Genomic DNA, 21,704 nt, shown 5'->3' with positions numbered 1-21,704 from the left:
CCGGTGCCCAGGACTGACGGGCCTGCCGGAAAGTGCTTGTCCCGGCGAGGTAGGAAAACGCCCCCCGTTCCCCGAACCCCCTGGGCTGTGACCCGCGGTGGCTGGGATGCCCCGGCCGCCACGCCAGTTGGGGACGAGGGGAACCGGGACGATGACGGTACAAATCCGGGGGCAGCGGGTGGTCCTGACACCCCTGACCCCCGCCGATCTCGCCTGGCTGGTGCGCTGGGAACGGGATCCGGCGGTCGCCCGCTTCGCCGGGCAGCGCTTCGACAGCCTGGCCGGGGCCTGCACCTGGTGGCAGGCGGCGCAGGCCGACCCGCGGCACGTGGTGCTGGCGGTGCGCCTGCCGTCGGGGCAGGTCATCGGCGATGTGGAGCTGGTGGAAATCAACTGGGTGCGGCGGGAAGCCGAGCTGCGCATCCGCATCGGCGACCCCCGCTACCGGGGCAGGGGCCTGGGCCGCGACGCCGTCCGGGCGGCCGCCCGGTATGCCGCCGGGATCGGTCTCAAGCAGCTGTTCCTGCGGGTCGACGTGCGCAACGTGGCCGCCCTGCGCTGTTACCGGGCGGCGGGGTTTCGCTCCCTGGGACGGTTCACGGCCGGACGCCGCAAGGCGGACGGGCTGGCCGACATGTACCTGATGGTCCGGGCCCTGGACGCCAGGCCGGGCGGGAGCGCGGGGATCGGCCCTGCCGCGGCGGACCCGCGGGCCGCAGCCGCCGACTAGCCGCGGCCGGTCCCCCGGGTGAGGGTTCCTTCGCCGGGGGCCGGCCCCTTCGCCCCCCGGGTCAGGGTTCTTCCACGCCGGCCCTGCGGGTGGGAGGAGGCTGCGCGGCAGCCTGCCGGACTCGGCGCAAGGGGTCCCGCCTTTACGGGTCCCGCTTTATCGCCGGCCGCCGGTTCTGCCGCGCCGCGGGCCTTGACAGGGCTGCCTTTCCTTCTTTTACACTACAGTCAACCCAATCCAGCTCGCCCCGCAGCCGGCGCGCGTGTCCCGCTGCCGGCCCGCGGGGCAGCGGCAGAGGGCGATGACGGGGAGGAGTAGGGGCCGCAACCCCGGCCAGAGAGAGGCGCCCGGCGGCTGGAAGGCGCCTTCCGGTAAGGCGGGCCCGAAGTCGCCCCGGAGCTCCCGGTCCCAACTCGCCTGCCGGTGTGACCCCCGGCCCGGGCCGGACCCCGGGGGCGGGGGATGGCAGGGGGGCGTAGGCCGGGCGGGTGGCGCCCGTGAACGCGCCGTGAGCGTCCCGCACCCGGCGGGTGCCCGTTGCCGGTCCGTGGCGGCTGGGCCATGGCGGCGCTGCCGGGCGGGGCGGAAGAAGGGTGGTACCGCGAGAGCAAGGCCTCTCGCCCCTTGGGGCGAGGGGCCTTTTTCATGGGCCGCCGGGCGGGAGCCGCCCGGGTTGGACGCTGCTGGGACGGCGCCAGGGGCCGGTTCCTCCCTCCGGGTGCCGCGGGTGCCCTGCCGCTGGCCCGGGCGGGGGCGGGCGGCCAGGGGACGACAGCCTGGTGCCGGCGCGCGGGCCGAAGATGCCGCGCCGGTGGAAGGAGAGGGAGCATGGCAAGCGGAGAGCCGGTGCACCAGGCGGTGGCGCCAGAACTGCCGACGCGCTACCGGCCGCAGGACTTCGAGGAGGACATCTATCGCTTCTGGCTGGAGGAGCGGGCCTTTCACGCCGACCGGGACGCGCCCGGGCCCGTCTTCTCCATGGTGATCCCTCCGCCCAACGTGACCGGGAACCTGCACATCGGCCACGCGCTGAACAACACCATGCAGGACATCCTGGCCCGCTGGCACCGCATGCTGGGCGACGTCACCCTCTGGGTGCCCGGCACGGACCATGCGGGCATCGCCACCCAGCACGTGGTGGAGGTGCGGCTGGCCCGGGAGGAGGGCCTGCGCCGGCAGGACCTGGGCCGGGAGCGGTTCCTGGAACGGGTCTGGGCGTGGAAGAACCAGTACGAGGCGAACATCCTGGGCCAGCTGCGCCGGCTGGGCGCCTCGGTGGACTGGGACCGGGTGCGCTTCACCATGGACGAGGGCTGCAGCCGCGCCGTGCGCGAGGTCTTCGTCCGGCTGTACGAGAAGGGCCTGATCTACCGGGGCGACTACATGGTGAACTGGTGCCCGGAATGCCATACGGCCCTGGCGGACATCGAGGTGGAGCACGAGGAGCGCGAGGGCCGGCTCTACCACCTGCGCTACCCGCTGGTGGACGGCGAAGGGGCGGTCGAGGTGGCCACCACGCGGCCGGAGACCATGCTGGGCGACACGGCGGTGGCCGTCCACCCCGAGGACGAGCGCTACCGCCACCTGGTGGGCCGGCGGGTCCGCCTGCCCCTGGTGGGCCGGGAGATCCCCATCATTGCGGACCCCCTGGTGGACCCGGAGTTCGGTACCGGCGCCGTCAAGGTGACGCCGGCCCACGACCCCAACGACTTCGAGATGGGGCGGCGCCATGGCCTGGAGGCCGTGCAGGTGGTGGGCTTCGACGGGCGCATGACCGATGCCGCCGGCAGCCGCTACGCCGGGCTCGACCGCCAGGAGGCGCGCCGCCGGGTGGTGGCCGACCTGGAGGAGGGCGGCTACCTGGTCAAGGTGGAGACCCATCGCCACAACGTGGGGGTCTGCTACCGCTGCGGGACGGTGATCGAGCCCCTGATCTCGCGCCAGTGGTTCGTCCGCATGAAGCCCCTGGCCGAACCGGCCATGGAGGCGGTCCTCAGCGGCCGCACCCGCATCGTGCCCGAGCGGTTCACCCGCGTGTACCTGCACTGGCTGGAGAACATCCGCGACTGGTGCATCTCCCGGCAGATCTGGTGGGGTCACCGGATTCCGGCCTGGTACTGCCGGCAGTGCGGCGAGACCGTGGTGGCGCGGGAGGACCCCGACCGCTGCCCGCGTTGCGGCAGCGACGCCCTGCACCAGGACGAGGACGTGCTGGACACCTGGTTCAGCTCGGCCCTCTGGCCCTTCTCCACCCTGGGCTGGCCCGACGCGGACAGCCCCGATCTGCGCCGGTTCTACCCCACCTCGGTGCTGGTGACGGGCTATGACATCCTGTTCTTCTGGGTCGCCCGGATGATGGTGATGGGCCTCGAGTTCATGGGGGACGTGCCCTTCCGCACGGTGCTCCTCCACGGCCTGGTGCGGGACGCCCAGGGGCAGAAGATGTCGAAATCCCGCGGCAACGTGGTCGACCCGCTGGAAGTGATCGACAAGTACGGGGCCGACGCCCTGCGCTTCACCCTGGTGACGGGCCTGGCGCCGGGCAACGACGCCCGCTTCTCCTGGGAGCGGGCCGAGGCCAGCCGGAACTTCGCCAACAAGCTGTGGAACGCGGCCCGCTTCGTGCTGATGAACCTCCAGGACTTCGACCCCGCCCGGGGCGAGCCGCGGCGCGAGAACGCCGCCGACCGCTGGATCCTGGCCCGGCTGGAGGCGGTGACGGCCGACGTGCAGCGCCTGCTGGAAGGCTTCGAGCTGGGGGAGGCGGCTCGCGCCCTATACAACTTCATCTGGGACGAGTTCTGCGACTGGTACATCGAGCTGGTCAAGCCGCGGCTGGCGGGTGACGGGGCGGCGCCGGGACGGGCGGATGCCGGTGGGCGGCCGGCCGGCGACCCGGCGGGTGCGGCCCGCAGTCCTGAAGCCCGCACCCCTGGAGAGGGCCGCGTCGCGGAGGCCGGGGCCGCCGCCAGCCGCTACGCCGCCCAGTACACCCTCTGGCAGGTCCTGGAGCAGACCCTGCGCCTGCTCCATCCCTTCATGCCCTTCATCAGCGAGGCCATCTGGCAGAAGCTGCCGCGCCCCGGCGGCGGGCCCCGGACCCTGGCCCTGGCCCCCTGGCCGCGGGCGGGCGAGGCGTGGCCGGAGGCGGCCGCCGGCGACGACGGCCGCATCGCGCGGTTCCAGCGGGTGATCGACACCATCCACGGCCTGCGCAGCATCCGGGCGGAGTTCCGGGTGCCGCCCGGGCGCAAGGCCCACGTCCTGATCTACGCGGAGGAACCCGCCCAGGCCGAGGCGTTCCGCGAGCAGGCCGAAGCCATTCGCCGCCTGGCCGGGGTCGACCGGCTGGAGATCGCCACGGGGAGCGGGGAGCGGCCCGCGCAGGCTGCCGCCTATGTCGGGCCGGGCGTGGTCGCCTACATGCCCCTGGCCGGCCTGATCGATCTGGAGGCGGAACGGAGGCGCCTTGAGCGGGAACGGGAGCACGCCGAGGCGGCGCTGGGAAGGGTGCGGGACAAACTGCAGAACCAGGGGTTCGTGACCCGGGCACCGGCGGAGGTGGTCGAACAGGAGCGCCAGCGGGAGCAGGAGCTGGCGGCGCGGCTGGAACTCCTGGCCCAGCGACTGGCGGAGCTGGGTTGAACGCCACCGGCGCTGCCTCCAGCGCGGGCAGCGCGGCCAGGGCGGCAGGCCGGCAGGCCGGGACGGGCGTGCCGGCAGGTGCCCCGGCCCGGCAGGGGTCCGGCCCCCAGGGTCTGGTCCAGGGGGCGACGGGTCAAGCCGAAGGGGTACCCTAGGCCACCGGCCAGGGGCGGGCGGCAGAGCCGCCCGCCCTTCTTTGCTGCCCCCGAGCCGTTGGATCCGGCCGGAACCGCCGGGTGCCGGCCGCTGGGAGCAGCTGGCGGGGGACTGGAGCATGATGTAAAATAATGGCACCCCACCAAATAATGGTGATCCACATCACTTTTCGACAAAAGGGAGGCAACAGCGTGCCGGTACCGAAAAGAGCCACCGTCCAGGAAAGGACGGGAGTTCATGCGACGCAACGGCGGAGGATGGGGCGTGCTGGCCGCGGTGCTGGTGGGCAATGCCCTGGGCAACCTGGCGGCACGCCATGGGCTGGCGGGGTGGCTGCCCTGGCTGTCCCAGGGGCTGGGCCCTTCCCTGGAGCCCACCACCCTGGCGGTGCCGTACCTGGGCGCGGTGACCCTGGGCCTGCGCCTCGACATCACGGCGGGAGGCTTGCTGGGCATCCTGGCTGCACTGTTCTGGCTGCAGCGCCGCCGGTAGGCGCGCCGGGCGGCGCCGTTGCGGGGATGGGCCCTGCGGGCAGCCGCCGGCCTTGTCCGGGATCCCGTCGCGGCGTGATGCGGGGGGAGGGCCGATGAAGGGGACAAGCTCGCACCGCAGGCTGGTCCTGGCATCGTCCTCGCCGCGGCGGGTGCAGCTCCTGGCCATGCTCGGCCTGCCCTTCGTCCAGGACCCGTCCCGGGCGGAAGAACCCCTGCCCGCAGGGCCGGTCGGAACCCTGGACCCGGAGGACTGGGCCCTGCGGCAGGCGCTGCGCAAGGCCAAGGACGTGGCCCGGCGCCACCCCGGAGCGCTGGTCATCGGTGCCGATACCGTGGTGGAGCTGGACGGCCGGCTTCTGGGCAAGCCCCGGGACCGGCAGGAAGCCATGGCCATCTTGGGCGCCCTGGCCGGTCGGGAACACCGGGTCGCCTCCGGCGTGGCGGTGGTGGACGCCTCCACCGGCCGCGCGGCCACGGGGACCCGCCTGACGCGGGTCTGGATGCGCCCCCTGACCCGGACGGAGATCGAGGCCTACGTGGCGACGGGAGAGCCCATGGACAAGGCGGGCGCCTATGCCATCCAGGGGCTGGGCGCGACCCTTGTTCCCCGCATCGAGGGGTGTTACTTTAACGTCGTTGGCCTGCCCTTGCCCCTGCTGGCCGATCTGCTCTCCCTCTTCGGCGTGCGGGTGCTGGGACCCGAGAGGATCCTGGCCCACCCGGGCCCGGGGGCTTCCGGGCGATGAGGCGGGTCCGGCGGCCCGAGTCCTTGCGGGTCAAAGACTTGCCCCCGTCGGACCGCCCGCGGGAGCGGCTCCTGGCGGGCGGCGCCGCCTCCCTGAGCACCGTCGACCTCCTGGCCATTCTCATCGGTTCGGGGACGGGTCGGGGCGAATCGGCCCTGGATCTGGCGCGCCGGGTGCTGGCCTGGGGCAGCCGGGGCTCCACCCGCCGGCTCCAGCGGGACGATCCGGACCGCCGTGACCGGCGGGCCGGCGCAGCGGCCGCCACCGGTAGCGTTGCCGGCTGCCGGGCCGTGGCCGACGGGCCGGCAGCCGGAGGCACGGCGCCCGCCCAACCACCGGAGGAAAGGGCGGGAGCGCCGGAGCCTGGCGGGGAGTGGGATGCGCTGCAATGGCTGGCGTCGGCCCGGGCGGAGGAGCTCCGCCAGATCCCGGGCATCGGACCCGCCCGTGCCGCCCAGATTGTGGCTGGGGTAGAGCTCGGGCGGCGCCTGGCCACGGCGTGGCCGGTTCGGCCGCGGGTCCGGGGTCCGGAGGACGTCAGCCGGCTGCTGATGGCCGGCATGAAAGACCTGGATAGGGAACATTTATACGTGGTTCAGTTGAACACGAAACATTATGTACTAGGTGTGGACTTGATTTCGATCGGGACGCTGAACGGGTCCCTGGTGCACCCGCGGGAGGTCTTCCGGGCCGCCGTCCGCAGGGGAGCGGCCGCGCTGGTCCTGGTGCACAACCACCCGAGCGGCGATCCCACGCCAAGCCCGGAAGACGTCCAGGTGACGCGCCGCCTGGTGGAGGCCGGGCGGATCATGGGGATCGATGTGCTGGACCACGTGATCATCGGCAACCAGCGTTACGCCAGCTTGCGCGAGGCCGGCCTGGTGTGGGAGGCGTGAGGGCGCTCCCGCGGGAAGGCGCGGCACGGGCAGCGGGAGGCTGCACGGACCCGGGGGAAGGCGCCTGGCCGGCGGCTTTGATGCGCTCCGTTCCAGGGGAGGCGCCGGCCAGGTCAGGCGAAGGAAGGTCAAGAGGTGGCACGGTCAGGGGGCGTTGGTGGTGCTTGAATCGGTATACCGTTACTTCTCCCGCGACATGGGCATCGACCTGGGGACGGCCAACACGCTGGTCTACGTGCGGGGCCGGGGGATCGTGATCCAGGAACCCTCGGTGGTGGCCGTCCAGGCGGAAACCAAGCAGGTGCTGGCCGTCGGCGAGGAGGCCAAGCGCATGATCGGCCGCACCCCCGGCAACATCATCGCCGTGCGGCCGATGAAGGACGGCGTCATCGCCGACTTCGAGATCACCCAGGCCATGCTGCGGCATTTCATCGCCAAGGCGCTGCGGGGTCGGTCGCTGGTTCGTCCCCGGGTGGTGATCTGCCTGCCGTCCGGGGTCACCGAGGTGGAGAAGCGGGCGGTGGTCGACGCCACCGAGCAGGCGGGGGCGCGCAAGGCGTACCCCATCGAGGAGCCCATGGCGGCGGCCATCGGCGCCGGGCTGCCGGTCCACGAGCCCACCGGCAACATGATCGTGGACATCGGCGGCGGCACCACCGAGGTGGCGATCATCTCCCTGGGCGGCATCGTCACCCACCGGTCCATCCGCATCGGCGGCGACGAGATGGACGAGGCCATCGTCAACTACGTCAAGCGCAACTACAACCTGCTGATCGGCGAGCGGACGGCGGAAGAGGTCAAGATCGCCATCGGCTCCGCCTACCCCATGGAGGACGAGGGCTCGGTGGAGATCCGCGGGCGCGACCTGGTCACGGGCCTGCCCAAGACCATCGAGGTGACGGCGGCGGAGATCCGCGAGGCCTTGTCCGAAACGGTGGCGGCCATCGTCGACGCCATCAAGGTGACCCTGGAGCGGACGCCGCCCGAACTGGCCTCGGACATCATGGACCGGGGCATCGTGATGACCGGCGGCGGTTCCCTGCTGCGCGGCCTCGATCGCCGGGTGGCCGAGGAGACGGGCATGCCCGTGCACATCGCCGAAGACCCCCTGCTCTCGGTGGCCCTGGGTGCGGGCAAGTACCTGGATGTGATCGACAACGTCCAGCGGAGCCTGGCGACCTCGCGCCGCCTGGCCTGAGGCCGGTTCATCCGGCTGAGGGCAGAGGGGGGCGGAAGGGCGATGGTGCCGTGGCTCCGCAGGCTGCTGGCCGTGGCCCTGGTCCTGGCCGTGGCGGGGAGCGTGATGGCGGCCACCCGCAACCTGCGGCCACGGCCCGCGTTGCTGGAAGGGGCGCTGCAGGAGGTCCTGGCGCCCCTCAGTGGCGTTACGGCCCGCATGGCGCGGGGGGCCGGCGAGATCGGGCGGACCCTGGCGACCCTGGGGCGGCTGGAGGCGGAAAACCAGACCCTGCGGGAAGAACTGGAGCGCCTGCGGGGCGTGGAGGCGCAGGTGCGCCAGCTGGAACGGGAGAACCGCCAGCTGGAGGAGCTGCTAGGCCTCAAGCAGGCCCGGCCCGACGCCGTCCTGGCTGCCCGGGTGAGCGGGCGGACCCCGGACCGCTGGTACCAGGAGATCATCCTGGACCAGGGCTCGGCGGACGGGGTTCGCCCGGACATGGTGGCCGTGGTGCCCGGCGGCGTGGTGGGCCGGGTGGTATCCGTCACCCCCCACAGCGCCCGGGTCCTCCTGATCACCGATCCCGAGAGCGGCATCGGGGCCCTGATCGGCCGCAGCGGGGAGGCCGGCGTCGCCTATGGCCGGGGGGGCGACCTGCCCGAGCTGGTCATGACCCTCTTTGCCGCCAGCGCCGACGTGAAGGTGGGCGACGATGTGGTGACCTCGGGGCTGGGACCGGTCTTCCCGCCGGGACTGCCCATCGGCACCGTGACCTCGGTGGGCCGCGATCCCACGGGCCTGGGCATCCAGGTGACGGTGGAACCCAGCGCGCCCCTCAACCGCCTGGCGGCCGTGCTGCTGCTGGAGCCGGCGCGGCAGGGTGAGGCGCCGTGAGGCGCCCCCTGCGCTGGACCCTGCTGAGCCTGCTCCTGCTCTGGCTTGAGGTGGGGCCGATTCCCGCCCTGGGCCTGCCCCGGTTCCACCTGCCCCTTTTGCTGGCCCTGGCCACCGGCGTCGTCTACGGGCCGCGGCAGGGGATGGCCGCGGGGGCGGTGGCCGGCCTCTGGCTCGATCTCTGGACGGGACGGCTTGTGGGGTCCTGGACCCTGCTCCACGCCCTGGCCGGCTGGGCCGGGGGCAAGGCCGGCGAGAGCCTGTACCGAGACGTGCCCGGCCTGGCCACGGCCCTGGGGGTGACCGCCACCTGGGTGGCGGAGCTGGTGCGCGGCCTCCTTGTGTCGGCCGCCGCAGGCCTGCCCCTGGCCACGGCCGACCTGGTGGTCTGGTCCCGGGCTCTCTGGCCGGAGCTGGCGGCGGCGGCGGTGGCGGCGCCGCTGCTCCTGCGGCTGGTGGTGGGCATCGAGCGGCGGGAGCGGGAGGCCCGGGAGGCGGAGATCCCGGGCGGCTGGCGGGGAGGATGGCCATGAACCCGGAAGAACTGGCCCGCCGGCAGCGCCTGCGCCGGCGCAACATCCTGATGGGACTGCTGGTGGCCTGGACGGTGATCCTGCTGGGCCGCCTGTACATGCTGCAGGTGGTCATGGGCGACGAGCTCAGCGAGTACGCCGCTGGCCAGCGGCTGCGCAAGGTGTACGTGCCCGCACCGCGGGGGCAGATCCTGGACCGGCGCGGCCAGGTCCTGGCCACAAACCTGCCTGCCTATTCCGCCTACCTGGTCTACACCCGGGAGGGCCTTGACCCGGAGGCGCGCCGGCTGCTGAGCCGGATCCTCGACATTCCCGTCGAGGCCATCGAGGAGGCGGAGGCCGAACTGCGTGTCCGGCCGGTGCCGGAGATCCCCGTGCGCCTCAAGGCGGAGCTCACTCCGGCGGAGATCACCGCCCTGGCGGAGAACCGCGACCGCTTGCCCGGGGTGGTGGTCGAGCCCCAGCCCCTGCGCTACTACCCGGGCAGCACCCTGGCGGCCCACGTGCTGGGCTATGTGCGTGAGGGGAACCGCCCGTGGGAGCTAAAAGGGGAGTCAGGCATCGAAGCCACCTACAACGGCCCGGTGCAGCTGCCCGACGGGCGGACGGTGCGCGGCCTGACGGGGGTTGACGGCCAGCGGCTGGTGGAGGTGGACGCCCGCGGCCGGCCCCTCAGCGACGAATCCCGCCACCTGCTGCTGGGCGGCGATGCCGACCGGTATGCGGTGCCGCCCAAGCCCGGGAGCACCCTGGTGCTGACGCTGGATGCCCGGGTGCAGAAGGCGGCGGAAGAGGCGCTGGCCCGGCGGATTCAGGAACTGCGGGAACTGAAGACGAGGCCGTGCCCCTGCCCGGCCCGCAACGGTGCCGCCGTGGCCATCGACGTGCGGACCGGGGCCATCCTGGCCATGACCTCTTATCCGACCTTTGACCCCAACGATTTCGCCCGCCAGGCTTTCATGGAGCCCAGCGACCCGCGCTACGATGCGGTGAACCGCAAGGTTTACCAGTACGTCCATTGGAACGAGCGGTACCGCGGCAAGCGGGTCGAGGGGCCAACACGGAACCTGGCCATCGCCGACGCCTTGCCGCCGGGCTCCACTTTCAAGCCCATCACGGGGCTGGCGGCCATGCTGCGCGGTGTCCTGCCCGCCTCCGCCTACTGCGGCGGTGAGTTCTATTTTGCCGGCCGGGCCTGGCAGGACTGGGGTGTCCACGGTCACGTCGACTTTGACAAGGCGATCGGGCGCTCATGCAACGTTTACTTCTACCAGACGGGTCTCAACGCCGGGATCGACGCCATCGCCGACGTCGCCACGCAGTTCGGGCTCGGACAGTTGACCGGTCTCCGGGACCTGGCCGGGGAGGTTCAGGGTTCGCTGGCCACGCCGGCAGTGAAGGCCGAGCTGGTGGCTCGTGCCGACCCGAACAGCACCGAATCCGAGCGCCGCTGGTACGCCGGGGATACCCTGAATGCCTCCATCGGCCAGGGGTTCCATGCCTTCACGCCCCTGCAGATGGCCGTCTACACCGCCGCCCTGGCCAACGGCGGCACCCGCTACCGCCCGTACCTGGTCCAGGAGATCCGGGATCCGCAGACGGGCCGGGTGCTGTGGGAAGCGAAGCCCGACCCGCTGAACACGGTGGACGTTCCGACGGCGTTCCTGGAAAAGGTGCGGGAAGCCATGGTGACAGTGACCCAGGACAACGGCGGCTGGTACGGCACAGCCTACGGTGTGTTCCGGGACGCGCCCTACGTAGCCGCGGGCAAGACGGGCACGGCCCAGGGAGGTACCCGCGATCCCGAGTACGAAAACCACGGCTGGTTCATCGCCTTCGCACCCGCGGGCCCGGGCGAGCAACCTGAGATCGCCGTGGCCGTCGTCGTCCGGGCCGGTGGCGGCGGCTCGCTGGCCGCCGGTCCGGTGGCCCGCGCCATGCTGGACGCCTACTTTGCCGGCCGGTACGGGCTGCCGGCCAATCCCGAGACGGCTGCGGAAGAGGCCCACGAAGACGCGGCCCGCAGCGCGGCGGTGGTCCCTTCCGACTGACCGGACCCGGTGCTCATGGGATCCTGGGGAAGCCGGGGACAGGCGGACCCGCCGGGGGCGCCCCGGCGGCCGCCGTTGCCGGGCCGCCGGCGCCGCCGGGCGGCGGCACCGTGCCGAACTTTGCGGCGGCCCGGCGGGTTCGTCCGACACCCTTCGCGGCAGGACTTGTCCCCCATGGAGCGAAGGACCGGGTCAGCGCCGGTTTGGAAGGGGGGGCCGCGGTGAAAGGATCACCGCTGGTGACGCGGGTCGGAGACGAGGTGGTCGTCTCCGTGACCGCCGACCTGGATTTCCCCACCTTGTGCTCCACCCTGGAACGGATGCTGGCCGGTGACCCTACCCTGCGGGACTGTCCCGCCCTGGTGCTGGATACGGGCCGGCTGCAACTGACCGCCGACCAGGTGATGGCCATTGAAGGCCTGGTCAGCCGCTACGGTGGAACCCGCCTGTTGCACGTCATCACCGAGCAGGTGGACGAGACGCGTTCCCGGCACCCGGTCCGCGACCGGTTCAACGGCTTCGCGTGGCCGGCGGGGGCGGGCAGGCCAGGGCCCGATGGCCACTGTCACGGCCGCCGGGAACCGGTCCCGGAGGCCTGCCTGGAGCAGGCCCCGGATGCGCCGCGTCCCGGTGCCCCACCTGCTTTCCCGGCGACCGTCCCGAGGCCGGTGGACCCGGCACCGGCCGGCGAGGGGAACCGGGCCGGTGCGGCCGGTGAAGCGGTTCGGGCCGCCAGGGTCCGTCGCCGGGGCCGGCAGGGTGGGCCGCCGGATGGCCCGGGCGGCGGGGATCACCGCCCACAGGCTCCGCGGGGCCGGCCCGGGACGCCCAGGGAGCAAGGCAGTGAGGAGCGCCCTGGCGCCCGCGGGGCCGCCACTGGATCCCCAGGCTCCGCCGGCGGAGCCCCCGGCATCGCCGTCACGGCGTGGGGCGAAACGGATCCGCGCTGGCGCCAGCCAGCGGCTGCACCCCCGGCGGGGGCCGGTTCGTCCCGGGGGGCGGGGCGGGCGCGCGCTGGCGTGGTGGTGCGGCGGACCTTGCGCTCGGGCCACCGCCTGGTCTACGACGGCGACGTGGTGATCCTGGGCGACGTCAACCCCGGCGCCGAGGTGCTGGCGGCCGGCGACGTGGTGGTCTTCGGGCGGCTGCGGGGTACGGTCCACGCCGGTTTCAAAGGCGACGAGCAGGCGGTGGTGGCCGCCCTGGTGATGGAGCCGGTGCAGCTCCGCATCGCCCGCTGGATCGGCCGCGCCCCCGACGGGGAGCCGCCGCCCGGCGCGGCAGGCCGGGCCGTCGCCGGACCCGCAGGCGGGCGCAGCCCGGAGATCGCCTGCGTCCGGGACGGGCAGGTGCTGATCGAACCCTTTGACCCGGCCCGCTGGTTCTGGCAGCGGCAGCGGGAGCGCGCCGCGGAGCGGGACGACCGGGACCGCGCGCAGGCCGCCCACCCCTAGCAGGAAGGAACGAATACAGGTGCGGGGAACCGGGAGCGCGCAACAGCACGGGCGCGCCCGCGCCGGCCGGCTCCCCTGCGCCTGTGAGGGGCGAAGCAGGCATCACCGACGGTAGCCACGGAGGAGGGGACGCCTTGGGCACCACGCTGGTCGTCACCTCGGGCAAGGGCGGCGTGGGCAAGACCACCACCACCGCCAACCTGGGCACGGCCCTGGCCCTGACCGGCAAGCGCGTCGTGCTGGTCGACGCCGACATCGGCCTGCGCAACCTGGACGTGGTCATGGGCCTGGAGAACCGCATCGTCTACGACCTGGTGGACGTGGTGGAGGGCTTTTGCCGGCTGCGACAGGCCTTGATCAAGGACAAGCGCTACGACGGCCTGTTCCTCCTGCCGGCGGCCCAGACCAAGGACAAGACCGCCGTACGGCCCGAACAGTTCAAGGCGCTGTGCGAGGAGCTGGCAGCCGAGTTCGATTACGTGCTGGTGGACAGCCCGGCGGGCATCGAGCAGGGGTTCCGCAACGCCATCGCCGGGGCCCAGGAGGCGCTGGTGGTGTGCACCCCCGACGTGTCGTCGGTGCGCGATGCCGACCGGGTGATCGGCCTGCTGGAGGCGGAGGGCCTGGCCGCGCCGCGGCTGATCATCAACAAGCTGCGCCCCGACATGGTCCAGCAGGGGCGCCAGATGGGCGTGGAGGACGTGCTGGACGTCCTGGCCATCGAGCTCATCGGAGTGGTGCCCGAGGACGAGCAGGTGGTCGACTCCACCAACCGCGGCGAGCCGGTGGTGGCCCACGAGCGCAGCCGGGCGGGCCGCGCCTACCGGGACATCGTGCGGCGCTTGCTGGGCGAGCAGGTCCCCTTCCCCGATTTCAAGGAAGAACACGGCCTGCTCGGGCGGCTGCGGCGGCTTCTGGGCGGGGCCTGAGGAGCGGCCGCAACCGGGGACCATGGGGAGGGATGTGGGGTGATCCAGCTTCTGGCGCGCGTCCTGGGACGCGGCGGGGGCGGGGCGCCCGGGAACGGAGGGACGGCCGGACCCCGTGCCGGGGGAACCCCGGGCTGGGGGACGGCCAGGGTGGCCAGCAAGGACATCGCCCGGGAGCGGCTCAAGCTCATGCTGGTCCACGACCGGGTCGACATGGAGCCGGAGTTGATGGAGGCCCTCAAGGACGATCTGATCCGTGCCATTTCCCGTTATCTGGAGGTGGACCGGGCGGGGATGGAGGTCAGCCTGCACCGGGAGGCGGCGGCGGTGGCCCTGGTGGCCAGCATCCCGGTGCGAGCCGTCCGGCGGCGACCGCTGGCGGCGGCCGAAGGAGAGGACTGACAGGCGCGCCGGCGACGATCGCGCCGGGCGGGCGGGAGGCGGCGATCACGGGCGGAAAGTGGCGGCCACTGGGCGGAAAGCAGCGGCCCGGAAGGCAGCGGCCATTGGGCCGCCCCGCCAGCGGCGGCAGCGAGCCCCACCCCCGCACCGCCCGGACGGCTGCTATCATGGGAGGGTGATGGCGCCGGCAAGCGGCCGCCGGGACGCCGATGCCTGTCCGGGCGTCGACGCCGGCGGGGCGGCCGGCGCGGGAGGGAAGGCCCGTGGGCTTGCTGGACCGGCGCTTGCTCAAAACCCTGGATCTGCCGCTGATCGCCCTGGTCATGGTCCTCATGGCTTGCGGGCTGGTCCTGATCTCCGTGGCCGTGCGGGCCCGGGGGATGCTGGACCTGGTGGAGAAGCAGGCCGTCTTCGCCGTCGCCGGGCTGGCCACCATGCTGGCCGTCACCCTGTGGGTCGACTACCGTACCCTGCCGCGGGTGCAGTGGTACCTGTACGGCGCGGCCACTGCCGGCCTGGCGGCCATGCTGGTGGTGGCGCCCGAGATCAACGGGTGCCGGTGCTGGATCCAGGCCGGCCCGGTCAGCCTGCAGCCGGCCGAGTTCGTCAAGCCCATCCTGATCCTGGTCCTGGCCGACCGGCTCGCCCGCCACGAGGACCGGCCCTGGACGTGGCTGGACCTGGTGCCGGTGGGGGCCATGGTGGCTCCCCTGGCCCTGCTGGTGCTCAAACAGCCGGACCTGGGGACGGTGCTGGTCTTCTTCGGAATCACCGGCGGCATGCTGCTCATGGCCGGTTACCCGGTCTGGCGCCTCTTCGGCCTGGCCACGGCCGGCCTGGCCGCGGCCACCGGCCTGGTGTGGGCCCAGCTGCGCTTCCCTGACAAGATCTCGCTCCTTGAGCCCCACCAGCTGATGCGGCTGGTGGTGTTCATCAACCCGTACAACGACGGGCAGAACGGCCTGGGTGCGGGGTATCACGTGCTGCAGTCCCGCCTGGCCGTGGGCAACGGCCGGCTGTTCGGCCAGGGGCTGACCGGCACCAGCCAGACGGCCACCAGCTTCCTGCCCGAGCCCCAGACCGACTTCATCTTCGCCGTGGCCGCCGAGACCCTGGGCTTCGTGGGGATCACCCTGCTGGTCCTGCTGCTGCTGGCTCTGCTCCTGCGCGCCCTGCACGACACCACCCAGGCCGGGGACACCTACGGCATGCTGCTGGGGGCCGGCGTGGTGTCCATGCTGGCCACCCACTTCATCATCAATGCCGGGATGACCGTCGGCCTGATGCCCATCACCGGCCTGCCCCTGCCCTTCATCAGCTACGGGGGCAGCAACCTCCTCACCAACTGCATCAGCCTGGGCCTCCTGATGAGCGCCTACGCCCGCCGGCACAAGATCCTGTTCTGAATCCTGAATCCTGCGCTGGATCCTGATCCTGGATCCTGATCCTAGGGTCCGGACCGCCCGGGAAGACCGCGGCCGCCGCGGCGTGCCCAGCCCCCACCGGGGTGGCCCGGTGGCCAGCATAGGGATGGCTGGGCGATCCATATACTGCGCCGGGAGGGACGGCCCATGGTGCCTCCAGGTGCAGGCGGGGAAGCGGGCGAGAAGGGTCCGGCCGGGGAGAGCGCGGCCAGGGACGGCGCGGCCGGCGCCCCGGCCGCCGGTGGCGCTATTGTCGGTGGTGAAGCGGCCTCTTCGGCCGGCGGGCCGGTGGCCGGGGCCGGCCACGGCGGTGACCGGCCCGTCCCTGCGGGCGATGCGGGCGGGCAGCCGTTGCCGGGCCCGGACCCTGGACCCGGCGCCGGCCCCGCCGGCCCCGTCACAGGCGGCCTGCAGCCGCCACCGGGGGGCTGGATGCCGGGAGCGCGGCAAGGCCCGGCCCTGTGGGTGCCCCTGCTCCTGGCGCTGGCCCTGGTGGCCGGCCGGTGGCTGCCCGGTGATGCGGGCGAGGCCTGGGCGCGGGCGGCCGGGCGCATGGTCAGCGCCAACTGGCTCGACCGGCCCCAGGTGGCCCGCTGGCTCTCCGGGCTGCCCGCCGGCGGCTGGCTCCAGGTGGCCGTCCTGGGGCGCCAGGAAGCCGGTGACGCCGGCGCCGGGGGCGCCGGCGTCACCGGCGGCAGCGTGCCTGCGCTGGCCCCGCTGGCTCCGCTGGCTCCGGACCCCGCCGGGTCCGGAGCCAGCGGGGGGCAGGCCGCCGGGAGCCTCTCCACAGGCGGCGCCCCGGCCGGGGGCTCCACGGGCGGCTCCCCGCCCGGAGGCGGCCCGGGGGGCGTCACAGCCGGCCCCGCGGGGGACGGTGCCGCACCGGGCAGCGCTACCGGCCGGGCCCTTCGGGGTGCCGGCGGCGAGGAGCCGGGCCTGGGGGCTGGCGGGGGAACCGGCCCCAGCCCGTCCGGGACGGAGCCGGCCGGCGGGTCGCCGGAGCAGGATGGCGGCGCGCAAAGCTCCGGCCCCGGTTCCGCCGGGTTCACCGGCGATCGCGATGGGGGGGCCGGCGGTTCAGCGGGCGACGGCGCGGCCGGCAGCGGTTCCGGGGCCGGTTCCTCCGGGGGAGGAAGCTGGGAGCCGCGATGGGCCTGGCCTCTGGAAGGCCGGGTGACGGAACCCTTCGGCTGGCAGCTGGACGAAGGGGATGCCCCGCGCTTTCACGAGGGCATCGACATCGCCGCCCGGGCCGGAACGGCCGTCCGGGCGGCGGCGGCCGGCGTGGTCACGCGGGTGTGGTACGACCGGGCAGGCCTGGGCTGGATGGTGGAGGTGGACCACGGCGGGGGCTGGGTGACCCGCTATGCGGTCGTCGACCACGTGGTGGTCCGGGACCGGGACGCGGTGACGGCGGGCCAGCTCCTGGCGGCGGTGGCCGCCGAAGGCGAGGGCGGCGGACCCCACCTGCACTTTGAAATGCGGCGCCGGGGGCAGGCCGTCGACCCCGAGTTGCACCTGCCGCCGGAAGGCGGTCGCTAGGGCGGCGGTCGCCAGGCGCCCTCGCCATGGCACCCTCGGGGCCCGGGGGGCGGCCCGGGCGCAAGGAGGCGAGGGCCCCTGCAGCTGGGCAGCATCCTGGGCGTGGCCGTGTTCGTCCATCCGCTGCTGCTGGTCCTGGTGGCCCTGGCGGCTCTGCTGGGCTTGCCGGGCCAGTTGCTGTTGCTCCTGGCCGTCCTGGCCACCCATGAGCTGGCCCACCTGGTCGCGGCCCGGCTCTGCGGGCTGGAGATCGCGCGCCTCGAGCTTCTACCTTACGGCGCCGTGGCCGACATCCGCGGGCCGGGCCGCCGGGAACCCCTGGTGGAAGCGGTGGTGGCCCTGGCCGGCCCGCTCAACAACCTGCTGCTGCTGGCCATCAGCATCGCCCTCCACCAGGCAGGGTGGCTTCTGGGGCCGTGGGTCGCTCCTTTTCAGGCCGCCAACCTGGCCATGGCCCTGTTCAACCTGCTGCCGGCCCTGCCGCTGGACGGCGGCCGCATCCTCCTGGCTTTCCTCAAGCGGACCCGCGGGCCGCGCCAGGCGGTCATGATGCTGGGCCGGCTGGGCCGGTCCGTGGCCCTGGCCCTGGCGGCGGCGACCCTTCTCGCGTTCTACTGGCAGGTCCTGGCCCCCCACCTGCTGGCGGCGGCCCTGACCATCTGGGTGGGCACGGCGCGGGAAGAGCAGTGGGTGGGCGTCACCGCCCTGCGGGGCTTGTGGACCAAGCGCGGCCGCCTGCGCCGCATAGGCCTGCTGCCCGTGCACCGCCTGGTGGCACTGGAGACCACCAGCCTGCGTCAGGTGGCGGAAGCCCTGCGGCCGGGGAGCTACCACGAGATCGTGGTGGTCGACATCCAGGAGCGCCCCCTGGGGGAAGTGGACGAGGGGCGGTTGCTGCGCGGCATCCTCCAGCTGGGGCTGGATGCGCCCGTGCGGGACCTGCTGGAATGGCGCGCCTGACGGCCGCCGCCCCTGGCGGGCCGGGCGGGGCCGCAGGGTGCTAGGGTGCTGCGGGCCCGGTTCCGGCGGCGGCTCCGTCCCCGGCGGTCGCCGGAACCGGTCAAGACCGCAGGGTGGGGTGGATTCGGCCCCCGAGGCCGGCCCGGCCGCGGCGCTTGCCGGAAGTGGGCGGGTCGCGGCCGCCTGGTCGCGCGGAACGGCGGGCAAAAGCCGTCCCCAGCGGGGTCCGGCACGGCGTGCACCGGCACGGCGTCCACCGCCCTTCGGTCCGAAGAACCCCCTTCGACCCCCAAGAAGCCGCTTGCACCTCCAATTATTCCAGCTCCAGGTACGCCGCCGGATGCCCCTGGCGGCGCCCCTCGCCAGCCCACCAGGCGTCTCCCGTGGTGGCCGTTCAGGCCGGTCCCGGTTTGGCTTCGACGGCCGCCCGGCCGTATTGCCGGTGCCCCGCCCCGCCATATTCATCCATGGTAAGAACCAGCGCCTGCCGGCCCGTTGGGCGGGATCCCAGGCAAGCCGGCAGGGCGGTGGAGCCACCCGGCCCGGTGCGCGGGCCGGGGCCGGTACCGTGGATCAAAGGCCTGCCGATGGATTAAACTGAGCTTATCTACAAGTTTGGAGTGGTTTTTCATGAACAAGTCCATCCTGGTCACGGTGGAACCCGACGAGACGCGGGTCGCCGTGCTGGAAGACGGCCGGCTGGTGGAGATCTACCACGAGCGCCCCTCCACCCAGCGGGTCGTTGGCAACATTTACAAGGGACGGGTCGAGAACGTCCTCCCCGGCATGCAGGCCGCCTTTGTCAACATCGGACTCGAGCGCAACGCCTTCCTCTACGTCGCCGACGCCGTTCCCCGGGGCGACGAGGCCGACGACGCCGACGACCTGCCCGACGACATCCGCCACGCCGCCATCACCGACATCCTCCGGCCGGGCCAGGAGATCATCGTCCAGATCACCAAGGAGCCGACGGGCACCAAAGGGGCCCGGGTCACCCGCCACCTGACCTTGCCCGGGCGGCTCCTGGTGCTCATGCCCGGCGTGAACTACGTGGGCGTCTCCCGGCGCATCCACGACGAGAAGGAACGCCAGCGCCTGAAGCAGCTGGCTCAGGAACTGCAGCCCGTGGGCGCCGGGCTGATCGTCCGCACCGCCGCCGAAGGCCGCAGCGAGGCGGAGCTGCGCGGTGACGTGGAGTACCTGACCCGCCTGTGGGCGGACATCCAGCAGCGGGCCCGGCGGCAGCGGGCGCCCGTGCTGCTCTACCGGGACCTGGGCCTGGTCTTCCGGGTGGTCCGGGACATGCTGACGCCGGAGGTCGACCAGGTGCTGATCGATGACCCCGCCGAGTACCGGCGGGTGCTGGACCTGATGGCCGCCTTCGCCACGCCGCTGCGGGATCGGGTTCAACTCTACCAGAACCGGGAAACCGGCCTGTTCGAACAATTCGGGGTCAACGAGGAGATCGAGCGGGCCCTCAAGCGGCGGGTGTGGCTCAAGAGCGGCGGCTACCTGGTCATCGACCAGACCGAGGCGCTGACGGCCATCGACGTCAACACGGGCAAGTTCGTCGGCAGCAAGAACCTGGCCGACACGGTGTTCCGGACCAACATGGAGGCGGCGGCGGAGATTGCGCGCCAGCTGCGCCTGCGCGACATCGGCGGCATCATCGTCATCGACTTCATCGACATGGAAGAACCCGCCCACCGCCACCGGGTCGTCCAGGAGCTGGAGCGGCACCTGGCCCGGGACCACACCAAGGCCACGGTGCTGGGCATCACGGCCCTGGGCCTGGTGGAGATGACCCGGAAGAAGGGCCGGCGCAGCCTGCTGGAACAGCTGACGCGGGAATGCCCCTACTGCGAGGGGCGGGGCCGGGTGCTCAGCGAGGAAAGCGCGGCGCGCCGCGTTCGCCGCGAGATCAAACGCATCCTGCGCCATTCGCCCAGCGAGGCCATCCTGGTCGAGGTGCACCCGTCGGTGGCGTCGCTGCTCATCGGCGCCGGCGGGGCCAACCTGCGGGAGCTGGAACGGGAGACGGGCCGGAGCGTGTTCATCCGGGGCCGGGAAGACGTCCACCTGGAAGCCATGCACCTGGTGGCCCTGGGCAGCCGGGAGGAAGTGGAACGCCAGGCGCTGCCCGTCCATGCCGGCCAGCGCCTGGAGCTGGAGGTCGAGGAGCGCCACGCCAGCAACCAGGCGGACGGCATCGCGCGCCTGGAGGGGTACGTCATCGACATCCAGGGAGCGGGCGACCGGGTGGGGCAGCGGGTGGTGGTGGAGATCACCCGGGCCTACCGCACCTATGCCCGGGCCCGGGTGGTCTCGTAAGGCCCGGCCAAGATCGTGGCCCGGCCCGCGCCGGCGGGTGTTCCCGCGCACGCCGCCGGCCGCGGGCCCCCCACCCGGCCCGACACCGCCCGGCACGGCACCACCACGTTATGTCCGCCGCTTACCTTGACACCCCTGCGGCCGGGCGACTAGAATACTAGCGCTGTGAAGGCCCCGGCGCCGCGGGGGCCCCTCTTTCTGCCTTTTTCCCCTCGGACAAGGGCACGGCGATGATGCCGCGGCGATCGACCGGAACGGATGCCGATGACCGGCACGGATGCTGAACGCAGCCAGGTGGAGGCGGGGTGACGCCATGTACGCCATCATCGAGACGGGGGGCAAGCAGTACCGGGTGCAGGAAGGCGACGTGCTGCGCCTGGAGAAGCTGCCCGTGGACGAGAACGAGACGGTGGTCTTCGACCGGGTGCTGGCCGTGAAGCAGGGGGAGGAATTCCGCCTGGGCACGCCGGTGGTGGAGGGCGCGCGGGTCACGGGCCACGTGCTGGGCCATGGCCGCGACCGGAAGATCATCGTCTTCAAGTATCGGCACAAGGTGAACTACCGTCGCAAGCGGGGTCACCGCCAGCCCTTCACCCGGGTGAAGATCGACCGCATCGAGGCGTGAGCCGTGATCCGGGCCGTGTTCTTCCGCGATGGCCAGGGCGCCATCACGCGCTTCGAGATCACCGGTCATGCGGGGTTTGCCGACCGCGGCGACGACATCGTCTGTGCCGCCGTGTCGGCCCTGGGGCAGGCGGCCATTCTCGGCCTGGAGGAAGTGCTGCACCTGGTGCCCGAGGTGGAGCTGGACGAGGAGGGGCGGCTGGTGTGCCAGCTCCCCGCTGACGTGCCGGCGGACCTGCACCGGGCGGCCCAGGCGATCCTGGAGACGGCCCGGGTCGGGATCCAGGCCATCGCCAGCGACTACGACGAGTACGTGCGCGTGGAAGAACGGTCGACCGGAGGGAGGTGAGGTCCATGCGCCGGATCAACCTGCAGCTGTTCGCCCACAAGAAGGGCGGCGGCAGCACCCGCAACGGTCGCGACAGCAACCCCAAGTACCTGGGCGTCAAGCGGTACGAGGGACAGGTGGTGCGCGCGGGCACCATCCTGGTGCGGCAGCGCGGGACCCGGTTCCACCCCGGCAAGCACGTGGGCCGGGGCGGCGACGACACCCTGTTTGCTCTCGTCGACGGCGTGGTCCAGTTCGGCACCCGGGGCGGCCGCCGGGTGGTCAACGTGATGCCGCTGGCGGCGGAAGAGCCCGCCCAGGTTGCTGCCGACTGACCTTGTCCCTATGCCAGGCGCCTCCGCTGCGGCCGGTACCGGTTGGGCGGAGG

At 72.9% G+C, this 21,704-nt stretch carries 19 protein-coding genes; all 19 read left to right on the top strand.

What is annotated here, in order from left to right; genetic code table 11:
- Window positions 1-151 precede the first annotated feature (151 nt).
- The 19 genes from DYI95_RS11075 to rpmA all read left to right on the top strand — a co-directional run bounded on the left by DYI95_RS11075 (window position 152) and on the right by rpmA (window position 21,651).
- A complete protein-coding gene (locus DYI95_RS11075; protein ID WP_116899742.1) occupies window positions 152-730 on the top strand; it encodes a GNAT family N-acetyltransferase in 579 nt (192 codons plus the stop codon).
- An 828-nt stretch (window positions 731-1,558) separates the two neighbouring features.
- A complete protein-coding gene (locus DYI95_RS11070; protein WP_116899743.1) occupies window positions 1,559-4,375 on the top strand; it encodes a valine--tRNA ligase in 2,817 nt (938 codons plus the stop codon).
- A 393-nt stretch (window positions 4,376-4,768) separates the two neighbouring features.
- Window positions 4,769-5,023, top strand: a complete 255-nt coding sequence (locus DYI95_RS11065; protein WP_203530652.1) for a 2-keto-3-deoxygluconate permease — start codon at window positions 4,769-4,771, stop codon at window positions 5,021-5,023.
- Window positions 5,024-5,117: 94 nt separating this feature from the next.
- Window positions 5,118-5,771 (top strand): nucleoside triphosphate pyrophosphatase, encoded by a 654-nt coding sequence (locus DYI95_RS11060; RefSeq protein ID WP_116899745.1) that lies wholly within the window; start codon window positions 5,118-5,120, stop codon window positions 5,769-5,771.
- Window positions 5,768-6,667, top strand: coding sequence for a DNA repair protein RadC (gene radC, locus DYI95_RS11055; protein ID WP_116899746.1), 900 nt, complete (start codon window positions 5,768-5,770; stop codon window positions 6,665-6,667). The genes DYI95_RS11060 and radC overlap by 4 nt, the downstream gene beginning before the upstream one ends.
- 157 nt (window positions 6,668-6,824) lie before the next feature.
- Window positions 6,825-7,865, top strand: a complete 1,041-nt coding sequence (locus tag DYI95_RS11050) for a rod shape-determining protein (protein WP_116899887.1) — start codon at window positions 6,825-6,827, stop codon at window positions 7,863-7,865.
- Window positions 7,866-7,907: 42 nt separating this feature from the next.
- A complete protein-coding gene (gene mreC, locus DYI95_RS11045) occupies window positions 7,908-8,738 on the top strand; it encodes a rod shape-determining protein MreC (RefSeq protein WP_116899747.1) in 831 nt (276 codons plus the stop codon).
- The gene (locus DYI95_RS13155) at window positions 8,735-9,271 is read left to right on the top strand and encodes a rod shape-determining protein MreD (protein WP_116899748.1); all 537 of its coding nucleotides are present in this window, start codon (window positions 8,735-8,737) and stop codon (window positions 9,269-9,271) included. The genes mreC and DYI95_RS13155 overlap by 4 nt, the downstream gene beginning before the upstream one ends.
- Window positions 9,268-11,322 (top strand): penicillin-binding protein 2, encoded by a 2,055-nt coding sequence (mrdA, locus tag DYI95_RS11035; RefSeq protein ID WP_116899749.1) that lies wholly within the window; start codon window positions 9,268-9,270, stop codon window positions 11,320-11,322. Before DYI95_RS13155 ends, mrdA begins: the two co-directional genes overlap by 4 nt.
- A gap of 221 nt (window positions 11,323-11,543) precedes the next feature.
- Window positions 11,544-12,776 (top strand): septum site-determining protein MinC, encoded by a 1,233-nt coding sequence (locus DYI95_RS11030; RefSeq protein ID WP_116899750.1) that lies wholly within the window; start codon window positions 11,544-11,546, stop codon window positions 12,774-12,776.
- Window positions 12,777-12,910: 134 nt separating this feature from the next.
- Entirely contained in the window at window positions 12,911-13,705 is a 795-nt protein-coding gene (gene minD / locus DYI95_RS11025; RefSeq protein ID WP_116899751.1) for a septum site-determining protein MinD, read from the top strand.
- A gap of 39 nt (window positions 13,706-13,744) precedes the next feature.
- A complete protein-coding gene (gene minE / locus DYI95_RS11020) occupies window positions 13,745-14,107 on the top strand; it encodes a cell division topological specificity factor MinE (protein ID WP_006902925.1) in 363 nt (120 codons plus the stop codon).
- A 263-nt stretch (window positions 14,108-14,370) separates the two neighbouring features.
- A complete protein-coding gene (locus DYI95_RS11015; RefSeq protein ID WP_116899752.1) occupies window positions 14,371-15,513 on the top strand; it encodes an FtsW/RodA/SpoVE family cell cycle protein in 1,143 nt (380 codons plus the stop codon).
- A gap of 165 nt (window positions 15,514-15,678) precedes the next feature.
- The gene (locus DYI95_RS11010) at window positions 15,679-17,073 is read left to right on the top strand and encodes a murein hydrolase activator EnvC (protein WP_116899753.1); all 1,395 of its coding nucleotides are present in this window, start codon (window positions 15,679-15,681) and stop codon (window positions 17,071-17,073) included.
- 102 nt (window positions 17,074-17,175) lie between these two features.
- Window positions 17,176-18,033 carry a site-2 protease family protein gene (locus DYI95_RS11005; RefSeq protein WP_116899754.1) on the top strand — a complete coding sequence of 286 codons (858 nt, stop codon included), beginning with the start codon at window positions 17,176-17,178 and terminating at the stop codon, window positions 18,031-18,033.
- A 630-nt stretch (window positions 18,034-18,663) separates the two neighbouring features.
- A complete protein-coding gene (locus DYI95_RS11000) occupies window positions 18,664-20,364 on the top strand; it encodes an Rne/Rng family ribonuclease (RefSeq protein WP_116899755.1) in 1,701 nt (566 codons plus the stop codon).
- Window positions 20,365-20,677: 313 nt separating this feature from the next.
- Window positions 20,678-20,989: a 50S ribosomal protein L21 gene (gene rplU / locus DYI95_RS10995; protein WP_116899756.1), complete on the top strand. Its 312-nt coding sequence runs from the start codon at window positions 20,678-20,680 to the stop codon at window positions 20,987-20,989.
- Between the two features lie 3 nt (window positions 20,990-20,992).
- Window positions 20,993-21,337: a ribosomal-processing cysteine protease Prp gene (locus DYI95_RS10990; RefSeq protein ID WP_116899757.1), complete on the top strand. Its 345-nt coding sequence runs from the start codon at window positions 20,993-20,995 to the stop codon at window positions 21,335-21,337.
- 5 nt (window positions 21,338-21,342) lie between these two features.
- Window positions 21,343-21,651, top strand: coding sequence for a 50S ribosomal protein L27 (rpmA, locus tag DYI95_RS10985; protein ID WP_116899758.1), 309 nt, complete (start codon window positions 21,343-21,345; stop codon window positions 21,649-21,651).
- The last annotated feature ends 53 nt before the right edge of the window (window positions 21,652-21,704 follow it).

This window comes from Thermaerobacter sp. PB12/4term, assembly GCF_003403315.2.
In the GTDB taxonomy this organism is placed as follows: Bacteria; Bacillota; Sulfobacillia; order Thermaerobacterales; family Thermaerobacteraceae; genus Thermaerobacter.
The sequence above is the reverse complement of the archived record's forward strand: the minus strand, read 5'-3'. Positions and strand labels throughout refer to the sequence as shown.

Bases quoted from the DNA above. Each gene is read 5' to 3' on its own strand.
- DYI95_RS11060 (WP_116899745.1), top strand. From the start codon at position 5,118: ATGAAGGGGACAAGCTCGCACCGCAGGCTGGTCCTGGCATCGTCCTCG.
- radC (WP_116899746.1), top strand. From the start codon at position 5,768: ATGAGGCGGGTCCGGCGGCCCGAGTCCTTGCGGGTCAAAGACTTGCCC.
- mreC (WP_116899747.1), top strand. From the start codon at position 7,908: ATGGTGCCGTGGCTCCGCAGGCTGCTGGCCGTGGCCCTGGTCCTGGCC.
- DYI95_RS11010 (WP_116899753.1), top strand. From the start codon at position 15,679: ATGGTGCCTCCAGGTGCAGGCGGGGAAGCGGGCGAGAAGGGTCCGGCC.
- mrdA (WP_116899749.1), top strand. From the start codon at position 9,268: ATGAACCCGGAAGAACTGGCCCGCCGGCAGCGCCTGCGCCGGCGCAAC.
- DYI95_RS11070 (WP_116899743.1), top strand. From the start codon at position 1,559: ATGGCAAGCGGAGAGCCGGTGCACCAGGCGGTGGCGCCAGAACTGCCG.
- DYI95_RS11075 (WP_116899742.1), top strand. From the start codon at position 152: ATGACGGTACAAATCCGGGGGCAGCGGGTGGTCCTGACACCCCTGACC.
- DYI95_RS11065 (WP_203530652.1), top strand. From the start codon at position 4,769: ATGCGACGCAACGGCGGAGGATGGGGCGTGCTGGCCGCGGTGCTGGTG.
- DYI95_RS11000 (WP_116899755.1), top strand. From the start codon at position 18,664: ATGAACAAGTCCATCCTGGTCACGGTGGAACCCGACGAGACGCGGGTC.
- rpmA (WP_116899758.1), top strand. From the start codon at position 21,343: ATGCGCCGGATCAACCTGCAGCTGTTCGCCCACAAGAAGGGCGGCGGC.
- rplU (WP_116899756.1), top strand. From the start codon at position 20,678: ATGTACGCCATCATCGAGACGGGGGGCAAGCAGTACCGGGTGCAGGAA.